This is a genomic window from Adlercreutzia sp. CNCM I-6207, from assembly GCF_977072305.1.
Window position 1 is genome coordinate 153,113 of sequence record NZ_CDRVLZ010000003.1, and the last position, 24,114, is coordinate 177,226.

The 24,114-nt window shown below is 62.6% G+C and carries 17 protein-coding genes; 12 read left to right on the forward strand and 5 right to left on the reverse strand.

The features are described from left to right. Positions 1-111: 111 nt before the first annotated feature. Complete coding sequence (locus ACW4QM_RS02905) at positions 112-1,575, reverse strand: S1C family serine protease (RefSeq protein ID WP_455798176.1); 1,464 nt, start codon at positions 1,573-1,575, stop codon at positions 112-114. A gap of 462 nt (positions 1,576-2,037) precedes the next feature. Further along, positions 2,038-3,684 (reverse strand): helix-turn-helix domain-containing protein, encoded by a 1,647-nt coding sequence (locus ACW4QM_RS02910; RefSeq protein ID WP_227069861.1) that lies wholly within the window; start codon positions 3,682-3,684, stop codon positions 2,038-2,040. A gap of 158 nt (positions 3,685-3,842) precedes the next feature. On the opposite strand from ACW4QM_RS02910, the gene ACW4QM_RS02915 reads away from it, so the two are divergent. From ACW4QM_RS02915 to nrfD, 4 genes are read left to right on the forward strand one after another with little or no spacing between them, the layout of a single operon-like run. After that, positions 3,843-4,550, forward strand: coding sequence for a molecular chaperone TorD family protein (locus ACW4QM_RS02915; protein WP_114538678.1), 708 nt, complete (start codon positions 3,843-3,845; stop codon positions 4,548-4,550). A gap of 57 nt (positions 4,551-4,607) precedes the next feature. Next, entirely contained in the window at positions 4,608-6,800 is a 2,193-nt protein-coding gene (locus ACW4QM_RS02920) for a molybdopterin-containing oxidoreductase family protein (RefSeq protein ID WP_455798177.1), read from the forward strand. Continuing rightward, on the forward strand, positions 6,800-7,336 hold the full coding sequence (locus ACW4QM_RS02925; protein WP_022738487.1) for a 4Fe-4S dicluster domain-containing protein: 537 nt from the start codon (positions 6,800-6,802) through the stop codon (positions 7,334-7,336). Before ACW4QM_RS02920 ends, ACW4QM_RS02925 begins: the two co-directional genes overlap by 1 nt. A gap of 6 nt (positions 7,337-7,342) precedes the next feature. Then, positions 7,343-8,209, forward strand: coding sequence for an NrfD/PsrC family molybdoenzyme membrane anchor subunit (nrfD, locus tag ACW4QM_RS02930; RefSeq protein ID WP_022738490.1), 867 nt, complete (start codon positions 7,343-7,345; stop codon positions 8,207-8,209). Positions 8,210-8,403: 194 nt separating this feature from the next. Here nrfD and ACW4QM_RS02935 read toward each other — a convergent pair whose 3' ends face one another. Both ACW4QM_RS02935 and ACW4QM_RS02940 read right to left on the reverse strand, forming a co-directional pair. Beyond that, the gene (locus ACW4QM_RS02935; protein ID WP_114538679.1) at positions 8,404-9,927 is read right to left on the reverse strand and encodes an ATP-binding protein; all 1,524 of its coding nucleotides are present in this window, start codon (positions 9,925-9,927) and stop codon (positions 8,404-8,406) included. Next, entirely contained in the window at positions 9,924-11,468 is a 1,545-nt protein-coding gene (locus tag ACW4QM_RS02940) for a vWA domain-containing protein (RefSeq protein ID WP_237973924.1), read from the reverse strand. Before ACW4QM_RS02940 ends, ACW4QM_RS02935 begins: the two co-directional genes overlap by 4 nt. A gap of 388 nt (positions 11,469-11,856) precedes the next feature. Between ACW4QM_RS02940 and ACW4QM_RS02945 the strand changes: the two genes are divergently transcribed. The 6 genes from ACW4QM_RS02945 to ACW4QM_RS02970 all read left to right on the forward strand — a co-directional run bounded on the left by ACW4QM_RS02945 (position 11,857) and on the right by ACW4QM_RS02970 (position 19,383). Beyond that, positions 11,857-14,115 carry a hypothetical protein gene (locus ACW4QM_RS02945; RefSeq protein WP_418694058.1) on the forward strand — a complete coding sequence of 753 codons (2,259 nt, stop codon included), beginning with the start codon at positions 11,857-11,859 and terminating at the stop codon, positions 14,113-14,115. A gap of 333 nt (positions 14,116-14,448) precedes the next feature. Then, positions 14,449-15,543 carry an ATP-binding protein gene (locus tag ACW4QM_RS02950; protein ID WP_237418924.1) on the forward strand — a complete coding sequence of 365 codons (1,095 nt, stop codon included), beginning with the start codon at positions 14,449-14,451 and terminating at the stop codon, positions 15,541-15,543. Between the two features lie 331 nt (positions 15,544-15,874). After that, the gene (locus tag ACW4QM_RS02955) at positions 15,875-16,009 is read left to right on the forward strand and encodes a hypothetical protein (protein WP_272918790.1); all 135 of its coding nucleotides are present in this window, start codon (positions 15,875-15,877) and stop codon (positions 16,007-16,009) included. Between the two features lie 80 nt (positions 16,010-16,089). Beyond that, positions 16,090-17,397 (forward strand): FAD-binding protein, encoded by a 1,308-nt coding sequence (locus ACW4QM_RS02960; RefSeq protein ID WP_279056550.1) that lies wholly within the window; start codon positions 16,090-16,092, stop codon positions 17,395-17,397. A 355-nt stretch (positions 17,398-17,752) separates the two neighbouring features. Next, positions 17,753-18,643: a protein-ADP-ribose hydrolase gene (locus tag ACW4QM_RS02965; protein WP_225885545.1), complete on the forward strand. Its 891-nt coding sequence runs from the start codon at positions 17,753-17,755 to the stop codon at positions 18,641-18,643. Between the two features lie 212 nt (positions 18,644-18,855). Further along, positions 18,856-19,383, forward strand: coding sequence for a GNAT family N-acetyltransferase (locus ACW4QM_RS02970; protein WP_161128226.1), 528 nt, complete (start codon positions 18,856-18,858; stop codon positions 19,381-19,383). Between the two features lie 277 nt (positions 19,384-19,660). On the opposite strand, the gene ACW4QM_RS02975 is transcribed toward ACW4QM_RS02970, so the two are convergent. Beyond that, positions 19,661-21,607, reverse strand: a complete 1,947-nt coding sequence (locus ACW4QM_RS02975; RefSeq protein ID WP_161128227.1) for an FAD-binding protein — start codon at positions 21,605-21,607, stop codon at positions 19,661-19,663. Between the two features lie 243 nt (positions 21,608-21,850). Here ACW4QM_RS02975 and ACW4QM_RS02980 point away from each other — a divergent pair, with 243 nt between their 5' ends. Both ACW4QM_RS02980 and ACW4QM_RS02985 read left to right on the forward strand, forming a co-directional pair. Then, on the forward strand, positions 21,851-23,284 hold the full coding sequence (locus tag ACW4QM_RS02980) for a response regulator transcription factor (RefSeq protein WP_161128228.1): 1,434 nt from the start codon (positions 21,851-21,853) through the stop codon (positions 23,282-23,284). A gap of 384 nt (positions 23,285-23,668) precedes the next feature. Continuing rightward, a complete protein-coding gene (locus ACW4QM_RS02985; protein ID WP_161128229.1) occupies positions 23,669-23,923 on the forward strand; it encodes an ATP-binding protein in 255 nt (84 codons plus the stop codon). The last annotated feature ends 191 nt before the right edge of the window (positions 23,924-24,114 follow it).

The following is a 24,114-nucleotide window of genomic DNA, read 5'->3' on the forward strand; positions in this document are numbered from 1 at the left end:
TCAATCGCAGAGCTTTCAATAGAAAAGGGGCGACCGTGTGGTCGCCCCTGCAGTAAGGGAATCGTGAGTCCCTTCTGTCGGCATGCTTGACGCGTAAGGCGTCTCGGCGGCTTAGCGCTGGCCGAACAGGTCGTCCAGGTTCAGGCCGTTGCCGTAGCCATCGCCGTAGCCGTACCCGTTGCCGCCGTCCTGGCCGTAGCCGTCGCCGTAGCCCCAGCCGTAACCGTAGTCGTTACCGTCGCCGTAGCTCCAGTCAAAGTCCTGACCCTGCTCGGGCATCTGCTGCTCCTGCTGGGCCTTCTGCTCGGCAGCCGCTTTCTGGCTGGCGGCGTCGTCGCCCAGGGTGACGGAAATCTCCTGCTCCTGGCCGTTGCGGTTCACCGTCAGCTTCACGGTGTCGCCGGGGTTCTTCCCACGCACGGCCAGCATGAGGTCGGAGGCACCTTCCACCGGCTCGCCGTCCAGGGCCGTGATAATGTCGCCCTCCTGGAGGCCGGCCGCCTCGGCGCCGGAGCCCTGGGAGACGGCGGCCACGTAGGCGCCGGACTCGGCCGCGAGGCCGTAGCTGGCAGCCGCCTGGTCGTTCACCGTGGACAGGCTCACGCCGAGCTGGGCGTGGGTCGGGGTCTCGCCGGCGATGATCTGCTGGGCGAGGTTCACTGCGTAGTTCACCGGAATGGCGAAGCCGACGCCGGAGTAGTTGCCAGAGTACGAGGTGATGAGCGTGTTGATGCCGATGAGCTTGCCCTCGTCATCCACGAGCGCGCCGCCGGAGTTGCCCGGGTTGATGGCCGCGTCGGTCTGAATCATGTTCGGATAGATAGTGGTCTCGCCGCTGCCGCCGGACTGCATCGACTCGCTCGCGTCCATGATCTGCGAGCGGCTCGTGGCGGACACGATGCCCGTGGCCACCGACTGCTCGAGCCCGAAGGGAGCGCCCAGGGTCATGACCCACTCGCCGACGGTCAGGTTGTCCGAATCGCCGATCTCCATGGGGGTGAGCCCGCTGGCGTCCTTGGCCTTCAACACCGCCACGTCGGAGGAGGGGTCGGTGCCCACCAGCTCGGCGTCGTAGGTGTTGCCGGCGATGGTCACCTTGTAGGCGCTGCCGCCGTCGACCACGTGGTTGTTGGTGATGAGGTAGCCATCCTCGGTCATCACGACGCCCGAGCCGGTACCCAAGCTCTGGAGCTGGCCGCCCGCATCGGCGTAGGTCTCCACGTATACCACGGACGGCAGGCACTTGGCGGCCACGGCCTCAGCCAGGGTTGCGTCATCGTTGGTGTTGATGACAGTCTGGGTAGCGGAAGGGGTGCCCGTGGCCTCGGCGGTGGCGGGGTCGATGATGGCGCCCTGCACGCCGAACGCGAGCATGCAGGCGAGCGCGGCGCCGGCGAATCCGGTGAGGAAGGAGCGGCGGCCGAACTTCGGCTTGGCGGCGGCGGCGTTCTCGACGCTGGCGGCCACGGAGCCGTCGATGTCGAACTCGTAGGTCTGGTTCGCGGCGGAGTCGACGGCGTTGTCACGGAAGGAATGCTTGCCGAAGGGGTTCGGGGTGGTGTTCAAGTTGGTCATTGGTGATCTCCTTCTGAAAGGGGGTCGGTCATGTGCTGGAGTGCACACTATCACGCCCCAGCACGTTCCCGAGACCTCGGCAACCCCTAATCACGACCGGCTCACGCAGATACACCAACGGGAGTAGTCCCCGCGGATTATGGGGAAGCCTCGAATGCACAAAACAGGGTACTTCTCGTAGGATTTTGTGCCGGGAGGGCTTGAACCGTTTGGCGTGAACAGGGAAAACTTTTCGCATTTGTCGCCAATAGCTACGAGAAATGGCTCATTTTGCACATTTCGGATCGATGGTGCTTTTAGGCGCTCTTCTTCCAGTGTGATGCGCCCGATGCGGGCGGCCGGGTCATGACCGCGCTCGTAGAGCCGCAGGTTCTGGTTGCGCGTGGTGTCGCGCCAAGGCTTTAGACGGCTTGGCGGTGCGCGTCGGCTGGTGCACCAAGCGGCGCGCCCCTCCGCCGGCTTCTAATACTTCTCAACGAGATCGATGAGTTCCTGCTTGGAATGCAGGCAGGTCTTCTCCAAAATGCGGCGGGTGTGGGTGCGGATGGTGGATTCCGAGACGAAGAGCGCTTCGGCGATGACCTTTGCGGAGCGGCCGCGGGCGAGGTAGGGGAGCACCTCGGCCTCGCGACGAGTGAGGCCGTAGTCGTCGGCGAGGAGCGCGAAGACGACCTCTTCGCTGTTAATAGCTTCGGCCCCATCGATCTCGGCGGTCGCAGAAGTGCTGATGGACTCCGCAACGGGAGAGGTGCTGGCAGGGTCGGCAGCTGCTTTGTCGGTTGCCTTGACGGCTGTTGGGGCAGCTAAGACCGACGATGGATCTGAGACGCTCGAATGCGGATTCGCGTTGCCGTCGCCGGTCGCCTCGCCAATCGCCATTCTCCCTTCTGCCTCCTCGCCCGGAACCGAGCGTTTGGCGTTGTGCCAGAGAAACCATAGCAGGATGACGAGCAGATACACCGCTCCGATGCACACGCCCACTACAGCGTAGCCAGCCACTTCGGGGAGGAGCATGATCAGATACCCGATGCCGATGCCCACGAGCCGTGCGAGAATGGACAGCGCCCTCACCAGGCCCCCTATAACGAAGCCCGATACGGCGTAATCGTAGGCAGCTGTGGCTACCAGGTACCAGATGACCACGTCGAAGACCCCATGTACGGCGCTCATGATTGCGTTCAGCACCACGGGGTGAACATTCCAGAAAAACGGCAGCGCCGCGAACAGCACGATGGCGATGGGGATAAGCAGTTGGTAGACAAGCGACAGGTTTACTCGCCGCTGCAAGGCAACCGTGAAGGCCAAAAGAAGCACTGCAACGACGAAATTCAGCACCAGGGGCAGTTCATGGGCCGTGCTCGCGGAGTTCACGCTGAGCACGGCGGTCTCCCACATAAAGCCGAACAGGCAGGAGAAAACGAGGGCGGCGATGATGAGCGGCACGAGGGTGGTGAGAGCCGCCAGGTAGCGCTGAGACTCGGTTCGGTGGGGCGCGAGGAGGACCGACGGCTGGCTGCTCTCGGTACGGCAGCGCTTCAGGCAGAGAACCGAGGCTATTGGCAGGGGAGCCATGAGCGCAAGGGGCGGAAAGGGAGTGAGGGCCGCGAGGGAGTCGACGGCGAGAAAGATGATGGTGGTGAGCAAGAACGACGCCGGGGCATACAGGGCCGTGCGCGAGGGATGCACGCGTCCGAGCACGTCCGCCCAGCTCCCCCATAGGTAGCCGAAGCCGACGCCGCATAGCGTCGAGCCGATCACGAGCGATGCGGAAAGCGCTGGGCCGGCAAACCATATGCCGGCGCCGCCGATAGCCGCGATGCCGACAAGGATGCATCCGCAGAAGGGCCACGGCGAGAGTTTCGCCAGATTTTCCGGCGCCCGCTCTACAAGGGCCGACACGCCTAAGAGCACGGTCATGTTTGCCAAAAACGATACGACGACGATCAACGTATTGTACTGGGGCGTGTCCGCCGCGCCGGTGAGCAGGATGGAGCTGCGGAAGGTGAGCATGCTGCAGGCCCAGAAAAACGCGAGGCCGAGATAGCACAGGTGCAGAAAGCGGGGAAGCGGCTCGATAGCGGCCGATGGTGCATCGCGGACTGCTGTCACGGCCCTGCTCCTCCTTCTCCATTGCCAGTGTGAACTGGGCGTTTCCCTGTCGCGTCCTCTATTATGACTGACTTGCGTCTCGATAAATCATCAGAAACTGATGATATGGCGCATAGCCGACGATTCTAGCATGGAGCGCCAACGGAAGGAGGTGCGAAATGCAAGAGACAAGAGGCGGGGCTGCGCGTGCGACCACGCAAACATCGGAGAGAGAGGTCGTGCGCGATGCCGCACAGGCGAACGTCTGCGCCAAGGCAGCCTACCTGAGCACCATTGGAGCTCTGTTCTCGCGATGGGGCGATGACTATGAAGCGGCGTACGAGGCGGCCCGTGCGACAGCGGCCGATTTAGCGATAGCGCCCGCGACGCCGGTGGGCGCCGTGCGCTGCCGACTCGAGAACGAGGTGCTCACCTTGGGCGCTCCCGCGGCAGCGGTGCCCGTCGAATCGCTTTATAAGCCTTGGGCCGATGGACGGGAGCGCCGCAGAGGGGTCTCGGCTGAGTTTGGTGCGGCCCGGCATCTGCTCCTCGGTGACAGCGCCCAGCACATGCGGGCCCTTTATCGCGCTCTCGAACTTGAGGTGCCGATGGAGTTTTGCGCCATGCCCGACCATGTGACGCTCATGACCGAGGTGGTGGCCCTGTGCGTCGATGCGGGAAACCATGAGGCTGCTCTTGCGCTGTTGTCCGAGCATTTCGACTGGCTGGACGCTTACGAGCAAACCTTGCTCGCCCATGCGGCCGCGCTCTCGTCGGCGCCCCCCTCGGCTCGTACCGACGAGCTGGCTCGCGCTCTGGCCCATGGGCGCGAGCTGGCGGTAGCTCTCGCGGCGGCCGTCCGAGACCTATCCGTGTCCCTTCGGTAAAAACCGAGGACTTCCCCAGACAAGGAGAAAGCAGATATGCAAGAGAAGGAGGCTTTAATGCACTGCAATCCCACCAGGCGAACCTTCCTGAAGGGTACCGCCGCCACCGCTGCGCTGGCTGCTGTGGGCACTTGCTCGGTGGCCGCGTGGCGGGCCGAGCAGGCCGAGGCCGCCGCCACGGGCGCGGTCAAGATTCAGGGCGCATCGCTGTGCAACGGCTGCTCCAGCAAGTGCGGCCTGATCGCCACCGCTCTCGACGGGCGGTTGTGGACCGTCGAGGGCATGAAGGAGCACCCCTATTCCAAGGGAACGCTCTGCGGTCGCGGTCACGGCGCGGCTCAGTGGGCCTATTCCGACGGCCGGCTGACTCAGCCTATGAAGCGCGCCGCCGACGGCAGCTTCGCCCCTATCAGCTGGGATGACGCTCTGTCCGAAATTGGCGCGAAGGTGCAGGAGATCATCGCCGAGGCCGGCCCCGAGGCGCTGGCCATCATCCAAGATCCGCGCCCCTCGGGCAAGTACTACAGCAAGCGCTTCATGAACGCGCTCGGCTCACCCAACGTGTATACCCATGCCGCTGCCTGCAATCTGTCGAAAGAGAGCGGTATTCAGGAAGCCACGGGAGCCCAGAACTTCTCGGTGGACTTCCCCAACACCAAAATGGTGGTGTTCATCGGCCGCAGCTATGGCGATGGCATCCGTCCCTCCTCGGTGAAGAGCTTGGCCGGAGCGGCCGAGGGCGGGGCGCGGGTGGTCATCGTGGATCCGCGCCTGAACAACACCGGCGTCTTTGCTACTGACTGGGTGCCTATCAGGCCCGGCGCTGATATCGCGTTCCTGCTCGGCATCGCGAACGTGCTGGTGACGCGCGACCTGTACGATCACGCGTTCGTTGAGCAGTCCGCCGTGGGCTTCCCGGAGTTCGCTGCTCAAGTGACCGAGTACACGCCGGAATGGGCCGAGGGCATCTGCGATGTGCCGGCCGATACCATCGTGGAAATCGCCGAGTCGCTGGCCGCCGCCGCACCGGCCTGCGCTATCGAGCCTTCCTGGCGGGCAGCGTTCGGCTGCGCCTATCAAAACTCCTTCGAGACGGCTCGCGCGGTGTGCGCCGTGAATGCGCTTCTTGGCTGCTGGGGGCAGAAGGGCGGAGCGCTCATCACCTCTTCGCCCAAGGTGGGCGACGTGGATCCGGTGAAGTTCCCCGAGGTGCCCAAGCCGGCCGCCAAGCGTTTGGGCGACGCCGAGTACCCGCTGGCGCTCTCGGGCACCGGCACCAACCTGGCCGTGCTGAACGGCTGCGCCGACGGCGTCATCCAAGGCGTGTTCTTCTACAACTCCAACGCCGTGCAGGGGTATGCGCAGCCGGCAAAGTGGCGCGAGGCGCTTTCCCAGGCAAAGCTTGTGGTGACTATTGACGTGCAAATGAGCGAGACCGCTTTGGCGTCGGACTACGTGCTGCCCGAGTGCACGGTGCTGGAGCGCCTGGAGCTGCCCGAGTTCATCGGCGGCAAGAAGCACTATGTGGCACTGCGCACCCCGGTGATCGAGCGCATCCATCCCGAGACGCGCCCCTGCGACGAGATCTTCGCCGGGCTGGCCGAGGCGTGCGGCGTGGGCGAGTACTTCGACTTCACCGTGGAGGAGCTGGCCGACGCGCAGCTGGCCAGCGTGGGCACCTCGCTCGATGCGGTGCGTGAGGCGGGCATCGTGGAATTGGCTGACCCCGGCTTCGCGTTCGGCACGCCGACGTTCAAGACTCCGACGGAGAAGTTCCAGTTCGCCTCGGCGAAGGTGGCGGAAGCGGGCTTGAACCCGGTTATTGGCTACGTGCCGCGTCTGGTGGAGCCGGCCGAGGGCGAGTTCTTCCTCATCGGCGGCAAGCAGGGTATCCACTCCCACACCATGACGCTGAATCTGGAGGCGCTGAATGCCATCTCCCGGGAATATCAGCTCGAGCGGCTCTGGATGGCTGCCTCCGATGCCGCGGATCTGGGCATTGTCGACGGCGATACGGTGGAGCTTTCCTCCAGCGAGTGCTCAGGCCAGGTAGCTGTGAAGGTGACCGAGCGCTTGAAGCCCGGTGTGCTGTTTCTGCCCACCCATTACGGCGGCACATCGCCCTATCTCACTCGGGCCCAGGGCTTTGGCCTCAACATGATGGATTTCGTTCCGCTGCATTTGGAACCCGGCGTAGGCTCCACCATGAGCCAAGAGGTAGCGGTGAAGGTTAGGAAGGTGGAAGGCTGATGGCCCGTTACGGAATGCTCATCAACACGAAGAAGTGCGTTGGCTGCTACGCCTGCCGCGTGGCCTGTCAGATGGTGAACGGGCTCGAGTCCGATGAGGCGTTCATCAAATTCGACGAGATGGAGCAGGGGGTCTACCCCAACGTGTATGCGGAAGTGGTGCCAGTGCAGTGCATGCACTGCGAGGACGCTCCCTGCGAGGCGGTGTGTCCCACCCATGCCACCTATACGACCGACTCGGGCGTGGTGCTGGTAGACGAGGAACGGTGCATCGGCTGCAAGTACTGCATGGCCGCCTGCCCCTACGGCGCCCGCATCCAGATTAAGAAGACCGGCGTTATCGAGAAATGCCGCTTCTGCTGGTACGAGGGCGAGCCGGGCAACCCGCCGCGTTGCGTGGGCACCTGCATCTCCGGCGCTCGCCTGTTTGGCGACCTGGACGATCCGCAGAGCGAGATCTGCCAGGAAATCGCTCGCACCAATGCCCAGCCGCTGGCGGGCGACCTGACCACCGCGAAAATCTACTACGTGAGGTGATGATCAATGGTTTGGGGATCTATGATCGCTTGGTACCTGTTTTTGGCGGGCGCATCGGCCGGCGCCTTCCTCACTTCAGCCTTTGTGGAGGCGAAGTATCCCGACAGCGTGAAGATGCGCGTCGCGGGCCGCATTATCTCGCCCATCTTTCTGGGCATCGGTCTGCTCATGCTCATGTTGGACGCCGAGGCCGGGCTGCACAACCCGCTGCGGTTCTTCTATCTTATTATGAACCCGGGCTCGGTGATGACGCTGGGCGTGTACTTCATCTGCGTGTTCATGCCGGTGTCCATTGCCGCGGCGCTGCTTGAGGTGCTGCGTCGCCCGGTGCCGAAGTGGCTCACCTGGACAGGTATCGTATCCGCGTTCTGCGTGGCGGCCTACACCGGCTTTCTACTGGGGGTCGTGAGCGCCTACCCGCTGTGGAACAACGCCATTTTGCCGGTGCTGTTCGTGGTGTCGGCTCTGTCGGCGGGTCTGGCGGCTACGAGCTTGGTGGGCCTTATCACCGATCGTGAGCGCTTCGAGCAGATGTGGCTCATCAAGAAGAGCCACGTGATTCTGTCGGCTATCGAGATGGTGGTGCTTGCAACCATGCTCATCATCGTGAGCTCGGGCAGTCCCGAGGGCGCCGCATCGGTTGCCTCGCTCGTGTCGGGCCAGTACGCGCCAATGTTCTGGGGCGGTCTGGTGCTGCTTGGCCTGGTGGCGCCGTTTGCCATCGAGGGCTACCCGGTGTTTGTCACGCGAAAGGTGGAGACCTCCACCACCTCTATGGTAGTGAGCGTCATCGGCGAGGGCGGTGTCCTTGTGGGTGGTTTCATGCTGCGTCTGCTGGTCATTCTGGCGGCTCTACCGGTGCTGTACCTGTAGCGAGATGGCGGCGCTGCCGGTGCTGTGCTCGTAGCGCGATGGCGGCGCTCGCCGGGTGATCGGGCGCCCCGGGGCTTTCTCCCATAGGCGACGCGTCGCCTGCGGCAAGGCCGTGGTCCTTCCGGGATCGCGGCCTTGCTCTTGCTGTGGCTTGGATCCTTTGCCGGGGCAAGGCGCTGCGGTCGCGCTGGGGGCTACTCCTCTTCCAGTGTGATGCGGTCGATGCGGGCGGCCAGGTCGTGACCGCGCTCGTAGAACTGGAGACTCTGGTTGTGGGCGAAGTAGCGGTCGCACCCGTGGTCGTTGATGAAGGCCATGCCGGCGCGGCTCACGGACAAGTCGGTCACCAGCATGAGCATCTCCTGGCCCTCGCCGAAGGCCTCTTCCACGAACTTGAACACGTTATCGAGGGCGGCCGTCGCCTCGTCGATGGCCGCGTCCAGCTCGTCGAGCCGCTCGTTGAAGCGCTCGCGCAGCAGGTTGAACGTGGCGCCCTCGGGCGTATCGGCTCCTGTGCGCAGCACCTCGTCAAGAAGACTGATGGTTCGCTCGAAGGAGCGGTAGCGCTCGTCGGAAAGCAGGCTCGCGGCCCGTTCGGTGTCGCGGGTGCGTGCCAGCTCGGTGGTCGTGGCGCGGATGAGCGCGCTCGCATCGGCGTCTTCGGCCACGCCTTCGGCGGCCAGGCGCTCCTTCAAATCGGCCAACACGCTATGAGCGAACGCGGCTGCTTTCTCTTCCATAACCGCCTCGCGCAAGCAGCTCACCGTGGCGTCCACGATAAGCCCCATGACGGCCACGCGCTCGTCGAAGGGCGCCGCCGCGGCCCGCTCGGCCAGGCCGGCATCGGCGCTGCCGTTCAAGATACGATCGATCTGATAGTCGCTGCGGTACTTCGTGAACAGGTCGTAGTACATGGCGAATCGCTTTGCGATCTCGCCGTTTTGCACATACTGCTCCACGAGCAGCTCATCAACGGTGAGCCCCTGGGCCTCGTAGAGCTTGATCATCGCCGACAGGTCGTCCCAGCCGCGGGCCGTCACGAACGACGCGCCGTCGGGCGTGGCCTCAACGGCGTAGAAGTGGGACCGCTCGATGTCCAGGTAGGTGATGACCGCGGGATGCACCTCGGTCGATACGGCGAACTCGCGCCACACATCGAAGTCGGGCTCAACCTCGATGCGCTTGAGGCGATCCCACGTGGCGATGTCGAAGTCGTGGGCCGTGCGGTTGTACTCGGGCGGGTTGCCGGCCGTCACGACGATCCAGCCGTCGGGCACGGCATGGCGGCCGAAGATCTTGTATTGCAGAAACTGCAGCATGGCCGGCGTGAGCGTCTCCGATACGCAGTTGATCTCGTCGAGGAACAGAATGCCCTCGCGGCGCCCCGTGGCCTCCATCGCCTCATAGACCGAGGCGATGATCTCGCTCATGGTGTATTCGGACACCTGGTATTCCACGCCGTCATAGGTTTTCGTCGCGATGAACGGCAGGCCTAGCGCGCTTTGGCGGGTATGGTGGGTCATGGAGTAGGACACGAATCCCACTTCCAGTTCTTGGGCGATTTGCTCCATGATGGCCGTCTTGCCGATGCCCGGCGCGCCCAGCAGGAACACCGGACGTTGGCGCTCGGGCGGCAGAAGATAGTTGCCGAACTCGTCTTTAGTGAAATAGGCAATCATGGCGTTTTTGATCTGCTGTTTTGCTTCGCGGATGTTCATAGTGGCTCCTCTTCTAGCACGAAGGTTTCATCCAGGATAACTTTCATGGCCCAGGGGGGCACGGGCGCCGAGGCTGCGGCATCGTCGGAATCGAGGAACACGAAGGCGGTTTCATAGGCGGGACGACGTGCAGGATAGGTGCCCTGGCCGTCGGTGAAGTAGATGAGTCCGCCCAGGTCGTTCAGCTCGCCGGACGCGAGCGCCTCGTCCACGTAGGCGAACACGGGACGGAAATCGGTGCCCCCCAGGCCCTTGATGGTGGGATTTTCCAGATAGTCTTCCAAATCGCGCAGGCAGGTGATGCGCGCGACGTCGGTAATGGCGGCGTCGCACTGCACGATGAGCACGTTCATGCGCGAGAAGAAGCTCGTCTCGTCGGCCAGGATGGAATAGGTGCGCTCGATGAACCGCCGCACGAGGCCGTCTTTGGTGGAGGCCGAGGTGTCGATGGCGATGACGAAGTCGCGGATGCGCTTCTCCTCGGCAAATTCCACTGGTTCCACGAGTGGCAGGTTGCCGTATAACTCAAGGCCGTAGGTGTAGAACACGTAATCGAACTCGTCGTCGTTCACGCGGATCTGCTCGCCCATGCGGGCGAACTTGCGCAGGAAGGCCCGATAATCGTGCTTTTCGCGGGTCACTTTGCGCAGGTTCATGGCGAGATTCGATCCCTCGATGCCCCACAGCTTCGCGTAGGCGTCCAGCTGGATGCCCATCTCCAGCGCCGCGTTTTCCCATTGCTCGCGGGAGCGGTCGAGCTGCACGGTGTCGGCGAAGCGCTCGCCAATGGCGCGGGCGGCGTTCTCGGGCGCGTCCTTTTGGGTGATGTCGGCGGCGTCCATCGCTCGGTGCGCCTTGTGGGAATAGGGAACGTCGGCGGCCTCATCGGGGATGTCCATGTCGGTGCCGGAAGTATCGGCCTTGGCGGCGGGAGCGCTCGTGCGACCCTCGCCTTCGGTTGCCTCGCCCGTCTTGCCCGATGCGTCTTCTCCTTCGGCAATGATGACGGCATGCCAGGGGCGATGGTCGTCCACGTGGAAACGAGCGCCGAGGCGGGCGAGCTCGTCGTCGGTTGCGCCGGCGGCGCGTTGGTCGCGCAGGGCGGCGTAGACACGCTCGGCAGTCATGAGGCCGGCCTCTTCGGCCATGCGCTCCAGCTCGGGACGCGAGGCTGCCGCTTGGGCCGTGCGCGTGGCAGGAAGATCGAGCTGGTTGATCACCGATTCCACCACCATGTCGCAGGCGATGTCCCATAGAAGGGGATCGATGCCAGCTCCGGGGTAAAGGTGCAGAAACACGTTGTGAAGCACCGTGTGCAGGTAGGCGCGAGAAGCTTCGGCCGGGTCGTTGGCGTAGGTGCGCGCCCAGGTGACGGGGTCGAACCGCAAATGCGCGCCATCGGTGGCGAGCGTAGCGCCGGGGATGGGCAGGGGCGCGAGTCGGGCAAAGGCTGCGCTCATGAAGCGCAGGTTTACCAAAAGCCCGTTGCGCACCAGGTCGAGAGCATCGAGGGCCAGCGCCTCCACCTCGTTTTTGCGCACGGCCCCTCCTTTCGCGGTTCGAGTGACAAACATTTCCTCATTTTTGGTCACAAAATCGACTTTTGAACTCTGATCGAGGGAAAGAGAAGATTGATTCTAATGCAATTCGATAAAATCAACGCCGCAAAGCGACCAGCTACCCCTTCCACGAGCGCCAATTCGTCGCAGAACAGTTCAAAAGTCGATTTTGTGACCAGAAAACAAGATTCTTTTGTCATTGTGCCTCTATGGGTCGTAGTGTAGCATGGGCTTTACGCAGGGTAAACGGCCTTCAGGTGCCAAAATTGGGAAGGTGCACAAAATCATGAGCGGCAACACAGTGGTCTTTCGCGATGCAACTTCTTCTCTTGGCGATCTTATTGCGCGGGCGCAAGAAAACCCGCTGCGTATGACCCTGGCTGATGTGGCGATTGAGGAACCTGGACACCCCATTGAGGGTGAGAACTGGCGACCCCAACTGGCCCCCTATAAGCCCTGGGTGCACGATGCGGCTCTTGATGAGGTTGAGGAGTTTGATGGCACCGATGGCGACCTGCTCATCGTGGGCGCGCTTGGCATGGGCATAACCGACGAGGAGCGCATGGGTCTTATTGGAAGCGCCGTGCGCGGGGAAGGCGGGGAGGGATCGACCGCGAGCATGGTCGGGCGGTCTGTCGAAGGAGCTGCCGAAGGGGATGTTAGCGGCGGGGCTGCAACGGCGGTGGCCCCCGCGCGCAAGCTTTCACCTCACGAGTTGTGGACGCTGGGGCAGACGCCGCGCTGGCAGGCGGGGGAGCCGGCGCGGGGAAATGCAGACGAGGCTCGCGACTGTGAAACAGTGAAAAACCGTGAAACACTCTCAAGCACCCGTGAAACATCAATGTATGGCCGTGAAACATTCCGGAGCGAAGAGGCGTACTTTGCCACCAATGTTCCCATAACGGTGCGTCGCGATGGCGAGGGCTATGCCGTCTCCGCTGTTCACTTGGGAAAACTTGCCGAGCACGACCTTCGGGCCGACAGCCTGATTGTCGTGGTGCCATCGTTTATCGACGATGTGCCGGTGGTGCGCATCGCTTCGGAGGCTTTCGCGCGCCGCTTCACGAGCGGTGCTCAGGTGCGCCTTTTAGTGGTGCCCGATACGGTTGAAGTGGTGGGGTCGCAGGCCTTCAGCTCGGTGAGCGCTGATGTGGTGTATCTGGGCGCTGGCGTGCGCACCTACGATCCCGCGCCTTTAGATATGGCGCTGCCCAATCCGCGACTGGAGGCGCGCAGCTATGCGGTCAGCTCTGCCAATGAGCGCTTCGCCGTGAAGGACGGGTGCCTCATCGAGCGCATGGGTGCGGGCGGTAGCGAGGGTGGAGGCTTTGGCTTGCCGGCATCTTCACCGAGGCACGATGCGGATTCTTGGCGGCTCGTTTTCGCGCAAGCGCCCTACGAAGAGCGCTTTGAGGTTCCTGCGGGCGTGCGCGTCGTGGGTGCCGCCGCTTTCGCCAAAGGGTGCCCTGCGCCGCGCGTCATCGATGCGCCCGATTCTCTTGGGCGAGTGGATGGCTCGGTGGCGCCCGAGACGCTTTGGCGTGCCGGCGATCCGATGGCGCTCGCCCGCATCGTCGCCCGCTGCGGAGGCCGCGTCACCGATTTTCAGGCTGTGGAAGAGAACCAGTGCTGGTACGGCTTCGCAGGGGGGGATGTCGTCGCAGGGGAGGGCGGCGTTGCGAAGGAAGTCGGCACTGCGCGGGAAGTCGGCGCTGCGGCAGGAGGCGGCATGCGCACGGCCCATTTGGTGGCGGGTCCGCCGGCCCCCGACTCGCCCTCGCGTCAGTTCTCCTCGGCGGCTCATGCCCGCATGAGGGGGGCCACGGCTGTCTCGGCTCGCGAGGCCGCGGCGAGTGCGGCGAGCGCGATGGCGGCGCCGGTGTCCGCTGCTGATCGGCTGGCCCTGCCGCGGGAAGTGGGCGGCGCGCCCCTCGCGTACGTTGCCGAGCGCGCGCTCATCACTGCCCCGGCCACCCTTGTCATTCCCGATACGGTGCGCGAGGTGCGCGACGGCAACGCCTGCAAGGGCACGCGCAAGCTGATGCTGCCCGAGGGCTTGCGCACCATCGGGGCCCACTGCTTCTGCTCGCGCACGTTGGTCGGCCCCGTGCTCATCCCCGCGAGCGTCACCAGCATCGGCGAGGGCAGCTTCGAATACGCCATCGTGCGCCTGGCTGCGGCCGATGCGGTGGTGCATATCACTTCCGACCAGCTCATAAGCTGTTTCTTGGAAGACGCCGAGGATGGCATTCCCTTCGATTTCGCTCGTTACGACGACCAATTGCTGGTGGGGCGCGGCCTGCCCGATCACCTCGGAGCTCTGCTCCATCGCGTGGCGGCGCCCTTCCGCTTGGTGCCCGAGATGCGCGACCGCATTGTGGAAGCCCTGCGTGAGCGCGCCGCCGAGGCCGTGCAGTATGTGGCGCGCGAGGGGGATATTGCCATGGTGCGCGCTCTGGCCGATGCGGGGTTCTTGAACGACGCTGAGCTGTTCGATCGCCAAATCGAGCGCTTACGTGCCAGCAATCGCACCGACTGCGTGCTGTTCCTCATGAACTGGCAGCACGACCGCCAAGAAGCCGCCCGCGCCGCCACTCCCAAGCGCGCCCGCGACCGCTTCGCGCTGTAGGATCAGTCGACTGGATCCGCGGTCTGCGTTCTGCTCTCGAACAGGTCGAGGAGTTCTTGGCGCGTACCGACGGCGCATTTGCGATAGATGTGCTTGTCTAGGACGATGCCAACGAGAGCTACCGCTGAGATGAGGCCCTGTCTTACCCTGAATGAAAGCAGAGTTGTCGCGCTTTCCTGTTGGGCGCTGCTCCCCCCTAAAGCCTCTGCGAGCAATGCCGCTGTAGGTGGGGCTGGCAGGGTGGTTGATGCGACAGCGTCTTTTGTCGGACTTGGCAAAAGATGCAAAAGATGCAAAAATTGCAAAAGATGCAAAAGATGTCAAGGAGTGATGATGGCGAGCAATCCCTTTACCCCTACCTTCGGAGTTGTGCCTGCGTTTATGGCGGGTCGCGAGGACATCACCAGTGAGTTGCTTGCAGCTCTGGAGGAAGGTGTGGGCAACCCTAACCTCACAACGATCATCTCTGGTGCACGCGGCACGGGGAAGACGGCGTTGCTCACCTACCTCTCCGATGCGGCCCAGGCGCAGGGCTGGGTGTCGGTTAACGTGTCGGCGCTTCCAGGGATGCTTGAGGAAATCGTTCAGCAGGCTCATGCTGCGAGTGCCCATCTGATAGATACGAGCACATCGGCGAAGCTGGCGAGCCTGAAGCTGGGCGATATCGCCGAGGTGCAGTTCTCCGATTCTTTGGAGGCGGCTCCCACGTGGCGCATTCGCATGGGCGAGCTCCTTGACGCCCTCGCGGAAACGGACACGGGACTTCTTATCACCGTGGATGAGGTGCGCGACGATCTTGACGAGATGATTCAGCTTGCCTCCGCGTTCCAGCATTTCGTGCGCGAGCGACGCAAGGTGGCCCTGTTCATGGCGGGGCTGCCGGCCCATGTCAGTGCTCTTTTGCAAGACAAGTCTGTTTCGTTTTTGCGTCGTGCCAATTTCTACAACATTGGTATCGTCTCCGACTTCGAAGTGGAGGAGGCCCTTGGTAAAACCTTCAACGAGGGCGGTCGGGAGGCAACGCCGGAAGCGCTTAAGGAAGCCGTCCAGCTTATCGGCGGCTTCCCCTACATGATGCAGCTCGTCGGCTATCGCGCTTGGAACGCCTCGCCGGACAGTCCGCTCATCTCGGAGGACGATGTTCTCGAGGGCTCGCGGTTCGCGCGTAACGACTTGCAGCGAAAGGTGTTCGATACGACGTTTCGCGAGCTGTCGAAAGGAGATGTGCGTTTTCTGGTCGCTATGCTGGAAGATGATGGCCCCAGCGAGCTTGCGGATGTAGCGAGGCGCCTGGGCAAAAGGAGCAACTACGCTTCGCAGTATAAGCGGCGTCTGCAGGAGCAGGGCATTGTCGGCGAGGTGGGCCAAGGGCGCATCCGCATCGAACTGCCCATGTTCAAAGACTATCTTCGCGATCAGCTTCTGTAGAATCACCAGGTCAGCCTACGTGTTTGCAACAATGATAAAACGTGATAAAAGTTGATGAAAATACCCGCACGGGGAGGGTCCGTGCAGCCTGGGGAGGGAGGGGCCGTCGATCCGTTGCTACATCGTGAGCCGCTGAGCACAGTCGGCGACGCACTGCTCGAAGATAGCTTCGATTCCGCCGGTACCTTGTCGTGAACAACGCCGAAGCCCCAGCGGGAGCCCTCCAGCGCGATAGGGCGGATGTTGTCGTGGCAGGAGAAAGCAGCCAGGCCGCTCATGCAGGGCAGGGAGAACCCGAGCGCCCGCCCGCGGAGGAGACGAGCAGCCCGCAGTGATAGCGACCCTGCCTGATGAAGCTCTCGCAGTTGTCGTCGGGCATTTCGATGAGGGTGAGCTGCACCTCGGGGCAGCGTTCGCGAAACGCTTTCTTGAGGTGATCGCCGATGAGACCGACAATGCCCAGTGATGTCGGAACTTCGAAATTGAAGGCGCCCTTAGATCGCGGAGCTCGGCGAGCCGACTGAAACCATCCAAGCCGACATCTGCATCGTCGGCGCGGGCGGCACGGGCACGGCCGCCGCTATCCAGGCTGCCGACATGGGGCTTAAAGCCGTCGTCATCGAGCGCTTGGGCGGCTACGGCGGAAGCTTCATCGGCACCGAGGGCATGACCGGCCTGGAGACCAAATACACCTCCGGCGAGAACTGCCCGGTGTTCGCCGGCGCCTACAACCCCACGGCGCCCTACGGCGTGAAGAACGCCTTGAACACCTGCTTGAACTACCATCATTGGATTCCGTCCCACAAGCTGCACGAGGCTTACTTCGGCCAGATGAAGGAGATCATTGACTGGCTTGAGGGCCACGGCATCGTTTTCGCCGACTCCATCGCCATCGGCGCGGGCCCGAAGATTTGGCACGTGTACGACAAGGGTAACGATGCCAGCCCCGGCGGCCACTTCATGCAGTGCTTCGGCGCCGAGGCCGAGCGTCTGGGCACCGAGGCCCGCTTCAACACCTTCGGGCGCCAACTCATCATGGAGAACGGCAAGGTTGTTGGTCTTCTGGCCGAGGACGAGAAGGGCAACGTCATCAAGGTGGAAGCTCCGGTCGTCAGCATCGGCACCGGCGGCTACGCCAACAACCATGAGTTCCTCTACGGCGTGTCCGAGACGAAGAATGTGAACATCCAGGCGCTCGGTATGGAGTGCCGCGATGGCGACGACGTCAAGATGGCCAAGGCTGCCGGCGCCGCTATGGCTGAGGGGCTCGGCACCGTCATGTGGTGCGGCCCGGTGACCCTGGGCGCCGTTACCGCCACCTGGACTACCGATGCCTACTCCGCTGGCGTGCAGCCCACCCTGTGGCTGAACCAGAATGGTGAGCGCTTCTGCAAGGAAGACCTGTGGATCGATGACTTCGCCGGCGCTGGTATTGCCGTGCGCAACCAGGATCGCACCTTCGCTCTGTTTACCGAGACCGATATGAAGCGCTGGGAAGCGCAGGGCCCCGACGGCCAGGTGTTCTCCTTCGGCACGTCGGGCACGCCGCTGGCGAAGGCCCGCGAGGATCTCATGAACGCCGAGGGCTGCCATGTGGGCGACGGCTACTACACCACCTGCGGCGGCATCAAGGTGAACGAGAAGACCCAGATACTCGACGAGGAGGGCCAGGTCATCCCTGATCTGTACGCCGGCGGCTCCGATGCGGGCGGTTTGTACGGCGACTCCTATGACGTGAAGTTCGCCCCCGGCTCCCAGGCCGGCTGGGCCGTGAACTCGGGCTGTCTGGCCGTGAAAGACGCCAAGGAGTACCCTCGGCAAGTAGCGTATTCCGCTGGACAGCGCCTGCCATAAGGACGCAAGGCCCCGCCGGCTGCAGTTCAGTCGGCGGGACCTCTGCTGTTCCTCACTATTGCTGGATGGCGAGCTCGCTTTCTCCTACTGCCTGGGTATCGGTGGCAGCGCCCATCAGCACCGATTCTTTTGAGGGAAGGAATCGTTGAAGGAGCGCAAGACGAAGGTGACACCGTTGTGGTGGCGCATATCTTTCATCAGCGTCAGGACTACGCGAATTTGGTTCGCGCGCGAAGCAATCAGTAGACACGGGGCGATTCGCCGGAACACTTCTATTTGATGTCGGCGAGCAAATCGGCTAGGCTGGTGGAGGCGAGCTCTTGTTTCATGGCGGCCTCCGAGGGAGGAATAGGTTATGGATTGCGAATCCTATAACGTTGGGAACGTGGCGAAAAACGCGATGCAGTACGAGACTCTCGGCGAAGCGCGCAAGCGCGAGCTGCTGCAATATCTGGCGGAATACCTCATCGAAGAGAGTGAGTTACACGGGCGCGCCTTGCCGCCGGTGGCGGCCGAGGTGGTCCGGGACGGCTTGACGAGCGCGGCCGCCGAAAAGCTATGGCTCGCCTTTCGATCGCTTGCGAACGTGCGGCCGTCCTGGCCCGCGCCTGCGGAATTCCTCGCTGCCCAGGACGAGCTGCTGCAGGGGCTCATTGCCGAGGCGGGCATCGCAACGCTCGCCGACACGACGGCCTCCCCGGTTGATCCGCGCCTGCGCTTGTGGCGCGGCGACATCACCACCCTGGCCGTGGACGCCATCGTGAACGCCGCCAACTCCGGCATGACCGGCTGCTGGGCGCCCTTGCACTACTGCATCGACAACGCCATCCACACCTTCGCCGGCGTCCAGCTACGCGCCGCTTGTGCAAAGGCCATGGCGGCTCAGGGACACCCGGAGCCCACGGCCCAGGCCAAGGTGACCGACGGCTACAATCTGCCCGCGCGCCGCGTCATCCACACCGTCGGGCCCATCGCCGACGGGCGCCCCACCGATACGCACCGCCGCCAGCTGGCCGAGTGCTACCGGGCCTGTCTGGATGCGGCGGCCGCGGCGGGGCTTTCCAGCATCGCATTCTGCTGCATCTCCACCGGCGTGTTCGGCTTCCCGCAAAAAGAAGCGGCCTCCATCGCCGTCGCCTCGGTGCGCCGCTGGCTTAACGAGCATCCCGACATACCGATGACGGTGGTGTTCAACGTCTTCTCCGAAACCGACGAGTCGCTCTACCGTCCCCTGCTCGGCCTCTAGCTGCTGAGCGCCGCTCAAATGCGGCCAACGCGACTTTGACCGTCGTTTTCGGCGTTTCGATAAGAGGAAATTCTCACCTGGATCGTGTCTCGCTTCCTCCCTTCCCTCAAGCGCGCTGAAACCGAGGGCTTTGCCGGCTTCTGAGGGGCTCGACAAGGATGCGGCGACGCTATACTGTCTTCGATAAGAATGCGCGCAAGAAGGGAGCGGCGATGTTGGAGGTGCGCAAGGCGCGGGCGGACGAGATCGATGCCGTGCTGGATTTCTACGCGAAGATGATCGACGGCATGCAGGGCACCGATTTCGATGTGCAGTGGCGCCACGACGGCCATCCCTCGAAGGACTTCCTGCGAGAGGCGGTGGCGGACGGCCAGATGATCGTGGGCGTGTTGGAAGGGGAGGGCATCGCGAGCGCCATGGTGGTGAACCACGAGGGGGAGCCCGGCTACGAGGCGGTGCCGTGGAGCGTGGACGCGCCGCCCGAGAGCGTGGGCGTGCTGCATGTGGTGGCCACGCTGCCGGCCTACCACGGCCGCGGCTTCGCGCGCCAGCTTCTGCAGGGCGGCATGGAAATCGCCCGCGCCGACGGCCTTTCGGTCCTGCGCCTGGATACGTTCCCCTACAACGTGCGCGGCCGCGGCCTCTACGAGTCCTGCGGGTTTGCGGACAAGGGCGAGTGGACCGTGTACTACCCCGCTCTCGGCGACATCCAAGTGATCATGTACGAGCTTGCGCTGTAGGGCGCTCGGAGGAAGTGTCCAGCGGCCGCTTTCGCGCAAGATGCCGTTTCGGCCGCGACCGCAAAACGACCGAAACGACCGCTAAACGACCGCAAAACGAGCGCGCAGCGGATCTATTGGGCGCCTTTCGGGCAAGCTGTCTGCTCCGTCGCCCCTTCCGACTCGATGCTCTTCTGGAAGGGTTGATTGGGTGGCAGGGCGTTGCGATCGACACGAACGGCGCCGAAGCTGGATGGCCTCGGCGCCGTTTTGAGGGAGGGACTTGATAGCGGGGTGCCTAGGCTTGGCTCAAGGCGTCGGACACCGCCGTGAAGAAGGCGTTGCTCGTTGTAGTCGCGCCGCTGATAGCGTCGACGTCAACAGACTGGGCTTCTATTACGATGGAAGGCAGGGTCTCGAGTGCCTTGCCGCCGATGTCGGGGGTTTCGTGCTGCTCGAGCACCTCAATGTTGGCGATGGTCTCGCCGTCCATGGAGACCTTAACGATGAGGTCGCCGCCAATTCCCTGGCCCTTGCCGATGTATTCGCCAGCGGCCGCTTCGTAATCTCCCGTGTCGGCGAGGTCGTTCTCGACGCCCAAGGTGAATGCGGGAGAGGCGTCAACTGCCTCGGCAATATAGGGCGGCAGGGGGTCTTTCACAGTGGCGGCATTCGTTCCGGCCAGATGCCCGAAGATCATGCACTCGGCCATGTTGCCGCCGCCCTGGTACATATTCGACGCGATGCCGCCGCACTCACCTGCAGCGTAAAGATGAGGGATAGGATTGCCCTCGGTGTCGAGCACCTCTGCCTGGCCGTTGCGACGAGGGCCGCCCTGGGTGTTCAGGATGTCGGGCATCACCTCAAGGGCGTAGAAGGGGCCGTCATCGAAGGCCCGCATTGTCTCAGGGGCGCGCCGGAAAGCAGGGTCGTAGCCTTCTTGGGCGGCCTTTCCGAAATCTGCGATGGTTTGGGAAAGCTGCTCAGGATCGGCCTCCATGAGCTCGGCGAGTTCGGCGATAGTCGGCGCCGAGAGCTTCTTCGCGAAGCGCTCCTCATCCAGTCGCCCGCTCGCGACGAGGGAGTCGTGCTGAGTCTGGTCGAATACGAGGAAGCTGCGGCTGGGATGCTTGGGGGCTTTCCAGCCGCCGTTGCTATAGTGCTTTCCGTGACGGGCAAGTTCGTCCTCGCGCAGGTAGCGGTTTCCTGCGTTGCCGACGAGAACGAGGCTGCCGTGGTAGATTTTGGCGGGAAGAGGAATGAGGGTAGTGCGCTCGCCCTCTTCTACAAGATAACCCATGCCGCCGAAGATCATCATGGACTCATAGGAGGTCATGTGCCACAGATCGGCGCCCACCTCTAAGGCCATGCGCACCCCATCGCCGGTGTTGTACAAAGTGCCGAGAGGGGCACAGCGGGTGAGGCCCAAGTAGTCTTGCACCATCTCGGGATTGTTCTCGAAGCCCCCGCAGGTCAGCACAACGCCGTTGTTTGCCCGAATGAGGAGGTTGTCACCCTTGCGCTGTACCTCCACGCCGACAATGGTTTTCGATTGCGGATCCTGGATGAGGTGGAGTGCGGGCGATTCGAGCCATACGTCAATTTTGTCTTGGCGAGATGAAACCCCCTCGCGCTGCGTTTGCCACATGTAGCCGTCAGAGTTGCCTTGGTGCAAGGCGGTCATGGAAATCTTGTCGGATCCCGGTAGCTCGGGATATTCGGGGGACATGAACGCGAAAGCGGGACTCAGCTGGTCGACGGTGCGGAAGTCCTCGATGTTGAGGTCGTACCATTCCGCGTAGTCTTCAGGCAGAGTGGCGAGGCCCTTGGCGAACGTGTCGACGACGTCATCCGCCACGGGCATGCTGCCGCACATGGCGACAAAGTAGTCGCGCGCGGCCTGCTCGTCTCCGTTGGAGTGCATGAACGTCTGGCCGCAGTAACGCGAGTTTCCGCCCTCATGCCCAAGGGGAGCCTTGTCCAGCAAGAGCACAGAGGCCCCGGCTTCGGCAGCGCTCATGGCAGTGACGGCACCGGCTGAGCCAAAGCCCACGACTACGACGTCATACTGGCCGTCCCAGTTGATGGTTTGGGCGAAGTCGAAAGCCGCGCTGCTGTTTCCCGTGTCGCTTAACGGCGTGGCGCAGCCTCCAAGGGAGGCGACTCCCGCCGCGCCAACACCGGCCAGGGCCAGTCCTTTCAAGAAGGAACGTCTTCCAATGGCCTGGTTTGCAATCTCCGTCATGATTGATGCTCCCCTTCCTTTCATTGCGGGTCTGCTGCGACAAAATGCTTAATTTGCCGTCCTCCTCCGACTTGCTGTCGGCGGCTGTTATGATGGGTGAAAAACGGGGACGCGAAAATCGGGGCAAGGTACTGAATTTTGTTTTGCCTTGTCAGAGAGGGCGACCTCATGCCCGAGGGATGAGGTCGTTGCCGGAGGGATGAGGCTCTCATTTGGAGCTCTGCGCGGAAGAGAGGGAAAGGTATGGGCGGGTCGGAAAAGAGGACGACGCTGTGGATCGCCATAACTGGGGGCGTATATTGGAGCGCCTCTGTGCTCTTTCTTACTTTGTGGCGGCCAATGTTCGGGGCGGAGGCTCAAGGGGATGCCACGATGCGGGTTGTGTTGTGGCTGTTTATTTCGGTAACGATCATCGCGTTGCTTGCGATCTATAAGCAGTTTATGCGTCCAAGAGTCCAGCAGGGGCTGGCTGCTGTGGCTTGCGCCGCCACGGCAGCTTACGTCGCGCTCCCCTTTGTTGCCTCGATGGGTGGCGGGAGTGCGGTTGTGGTGCTCGTGCTTCATGGTTTGCACCATGCGCTGCTTATTGTGTTCTGGGGTTTGGCATATGTATCGCTCAGCAAAAAGGAAGCTGAGCGAGTGGTGGCCGTTAGCCTTCTTGTGGCATTTCTCGTGTACTTCTTGGGGACGCTTATCCCCATTGGCGCTTGGAGCGCCCCTGTTGCCGCTGTCTTGAGAGCTGTCGGCGCGGTGCCGTTTATGCTGGGGACAATGCATTTGTCCACTTGCGAGCGCACTATTACTGCTGATGGGCTTGCCGCGTTAGTGCCGTTCTATTTGGGCCGTGTTTGCCTTGGTGCGTGCATGGCGCCACTGTTTTTCTTTGCAGCTTTGCCAGTTGGTGATCTTGCTCCGAATAGGTTTGTGAGCATAGGGGGCGCCCTTGTCTCTGCCTTGTTGCTCATCGCCTCTTCGCGCCAAAAAGGCCTTCGTCCGAGCGTTCTAAGGGTGGCGCCCTTGTTGATCTTAGGGGCATTGTTTGCCCCCTATCTAACGTCGACGTCTGCTCTTACGCACGCAATGTGGGTATTTTGCGGCGTTGTCTCATGGGCATCGTGGATCTCCCTGTCTGCAGCTCAGCTCTCAGATATCAAAGAGCAGATGGGGCTTGACGAGACGTTCCTCGCCATATCTGAAAAGGCGGTTGTCATCACTGCTTTATTTATAGGCTACTCTTTGTGTACGCTTGCGTTCGGCCGATCTGACCAATTGCCGGTGGCGTGGTCGGAGTATTGGCCTTTGTTCGAAGCGCTCCCCCTCTACTTATCGCTCACTATGTGCTGCTTCCAGTTTGCAACACTTGTCGATCGAAAACGCCAGCAAAGGCTTATCAGCAAAGGACTCGTGCGCGCTGAGGATCAGGCGCGTCTCGCTCGATCTGCTTTGGCCGAGCGGTACAGCCTGACCGAGCGAGAGAAAGATGTGTTCGAGCTTATGGCTGCAGGCCATACGCGGCCACGTATTCGCGAGCAGCTTTGCATGTCCGATGGTACGGTGAAAACCCATGCTTACCATATCTACAAGAAGATGGACGTCCATTCCCGCGAAGAGCTTTATGCATTAGTGGAAGCCGAGCGTGCGAAGGTGGTCGACCAAGAAGGCGATCGTCTGAAGTAACTGCCTCGCGGCGTGTCGGCTTGCAGCGGGAAATGATGGATTGAACAGGGAGGGTCGAACGCTTCTGACGCGGCCCCCACGTCGGCAGTTGCCGCCGCTGCGATACCGTCGTTCGCCGAGGTGGAATAGCCGCACGCTTTCCGACTTCACCCTCCCTCTCTCCCTGGGCCCGAGCTTCTCGCTTGCTGAATGCGCGGGCCTTTCTTTGAGTTTCTCTATGTTGCAGCCTTCGGGAAAGCAGTGCTCAGAAGCCATGTATTGCGCGAGATGACTTTGCGCCTGCGACCGATAATGGGCGCGACGTAAAGTGCGTTCGGGGAGCGTGCGACTGGAACGTTGTAAGGGGATCCGTGGAGCAAGAGCATCTTAAAGATTTGCGAGAAGATGGGGGGTTGCCACTGCTCCTCCGTCGACTATCCCGACCGGATTGAGGTCGAGAACCCTGGCGGTTTGCGCATTGCCTTGGACGTTATGCTCGCTGGTGGTGTTTCCGACGCGAGAAATCCCACGCTCATGAAGACGCTCGGACTCATCAACGCCTGCGAGAAAGAGGGCAGCGGCTTCGACGCTATGAGGCGCGCAGCAGTGGATGCGCAGGCTCCGCTGCCCACTGCGGTGGAAAGCTTCGGTCTCGATTAGGTGTCGAATCGCTCGTCGCTTCGATGGCTCCCGAACTGAGTTGGCCGATTCTGTATCGAAATCTGCGTTTATCAGCGTCGTCAATGCCTTTCGGGGGTGCGGACGTTTTTCCGGACGGCCTAGGCGGCCAGCCCCAGCCGCCTCCTGCGGCCGGCTATCGTATCGTACACCTTGCGCCCTCCCTCGTCGAA

Coding starts and splice junctions, on each gene's coding strand:
- ACW4QM_RS02905 (WP_455798176.1), bottom strand. CDS start 1,575: ATGACCAACTTGAACACCACCCCGAACCCCTTCGGCAAGCATTCCTTC.
- ACW4QM_RS02915 (WP_114538678.1), top strand. CDS start 3,843: ATGCAAGAGACAAGAGGCGGGGCTGCGCGTGCGACCACGCAAACATCG.
- ACW4QM_RS02920 (WP_455798177.1), top strand. CDS start 4,608: ATGCACTGCAATCCCACCAGGCGAACCTTCCTGAAGGGTACCGCCGCC.
- ACW4QM_RS02925 (WP_022738487.1), top strand. CDS start 6,800: ATGGCCCGTTACGGAATGCTCATCAACACGAAGAAGTGCGTTGGCTGC.
- nrfD (WP_022738490.1), top strand. CDS start 7,343: ATGGTTTGGGGATCTATGATCGCTTGGTACCTGTTTTTGGCGGGCGCA.
- ACW4QM_RS02935 (WP_114538679.1), bottom strand. CDS start 9,927: ATGAACATCCGCGAAGCAAAACAGCAGATCAAAAACGCCATGATTGCC.
- ACW4QM_RS02945 (WP_418694058.1), top strand. CDS start 11,857: ATGACCCTGGCTGATGTGGCGATTGAGGAACCTGGACACCCCATTGAG.
- ACW4QM_RS02950 (WP_237418924.1), top strand. CDS start 14,449: ATGGCGAGCAATCCCTTTACCCCTACCTTCGGAGTTGTGCCTGCGTTT.
- ACW4QM_RS02965 (WP_225885545.1), top strand. CDS start 17,753: ATGGATTGCGAATCCTATAACGTTGGGAACGTGGCGAAAAACGCGATG.
- ACW4QM_RS02970 (WP_161128226.1), top strand. CDS start 18,856: ATGTTGGAGGTGCGCAAGGCGCGGGCGGACGAGATCGATGCCGTGCTG.
- ACW4QM_RS02975 (WP_161128227.1), bottom strand. CDS start 21,607: ATGACGGAGATTGCAAACCAGGCCATTGGAAGACGTTCCTTCTTGAAA.
- ACW4QM_RS02980 (WP_161128228.1), top strand. CDS start 21,851: ATGGGCGGGTCGGAAAAGAGGACGACGCTGTGGATCGCCATAACTGGG.
- ACW4QM_RS02985 (WP_161128229.1), top strand. CDS start 23,669: ATGGGGGGTTGCCACTGCTCCTCCGTCGACTATCCCGACCGGATTGAG.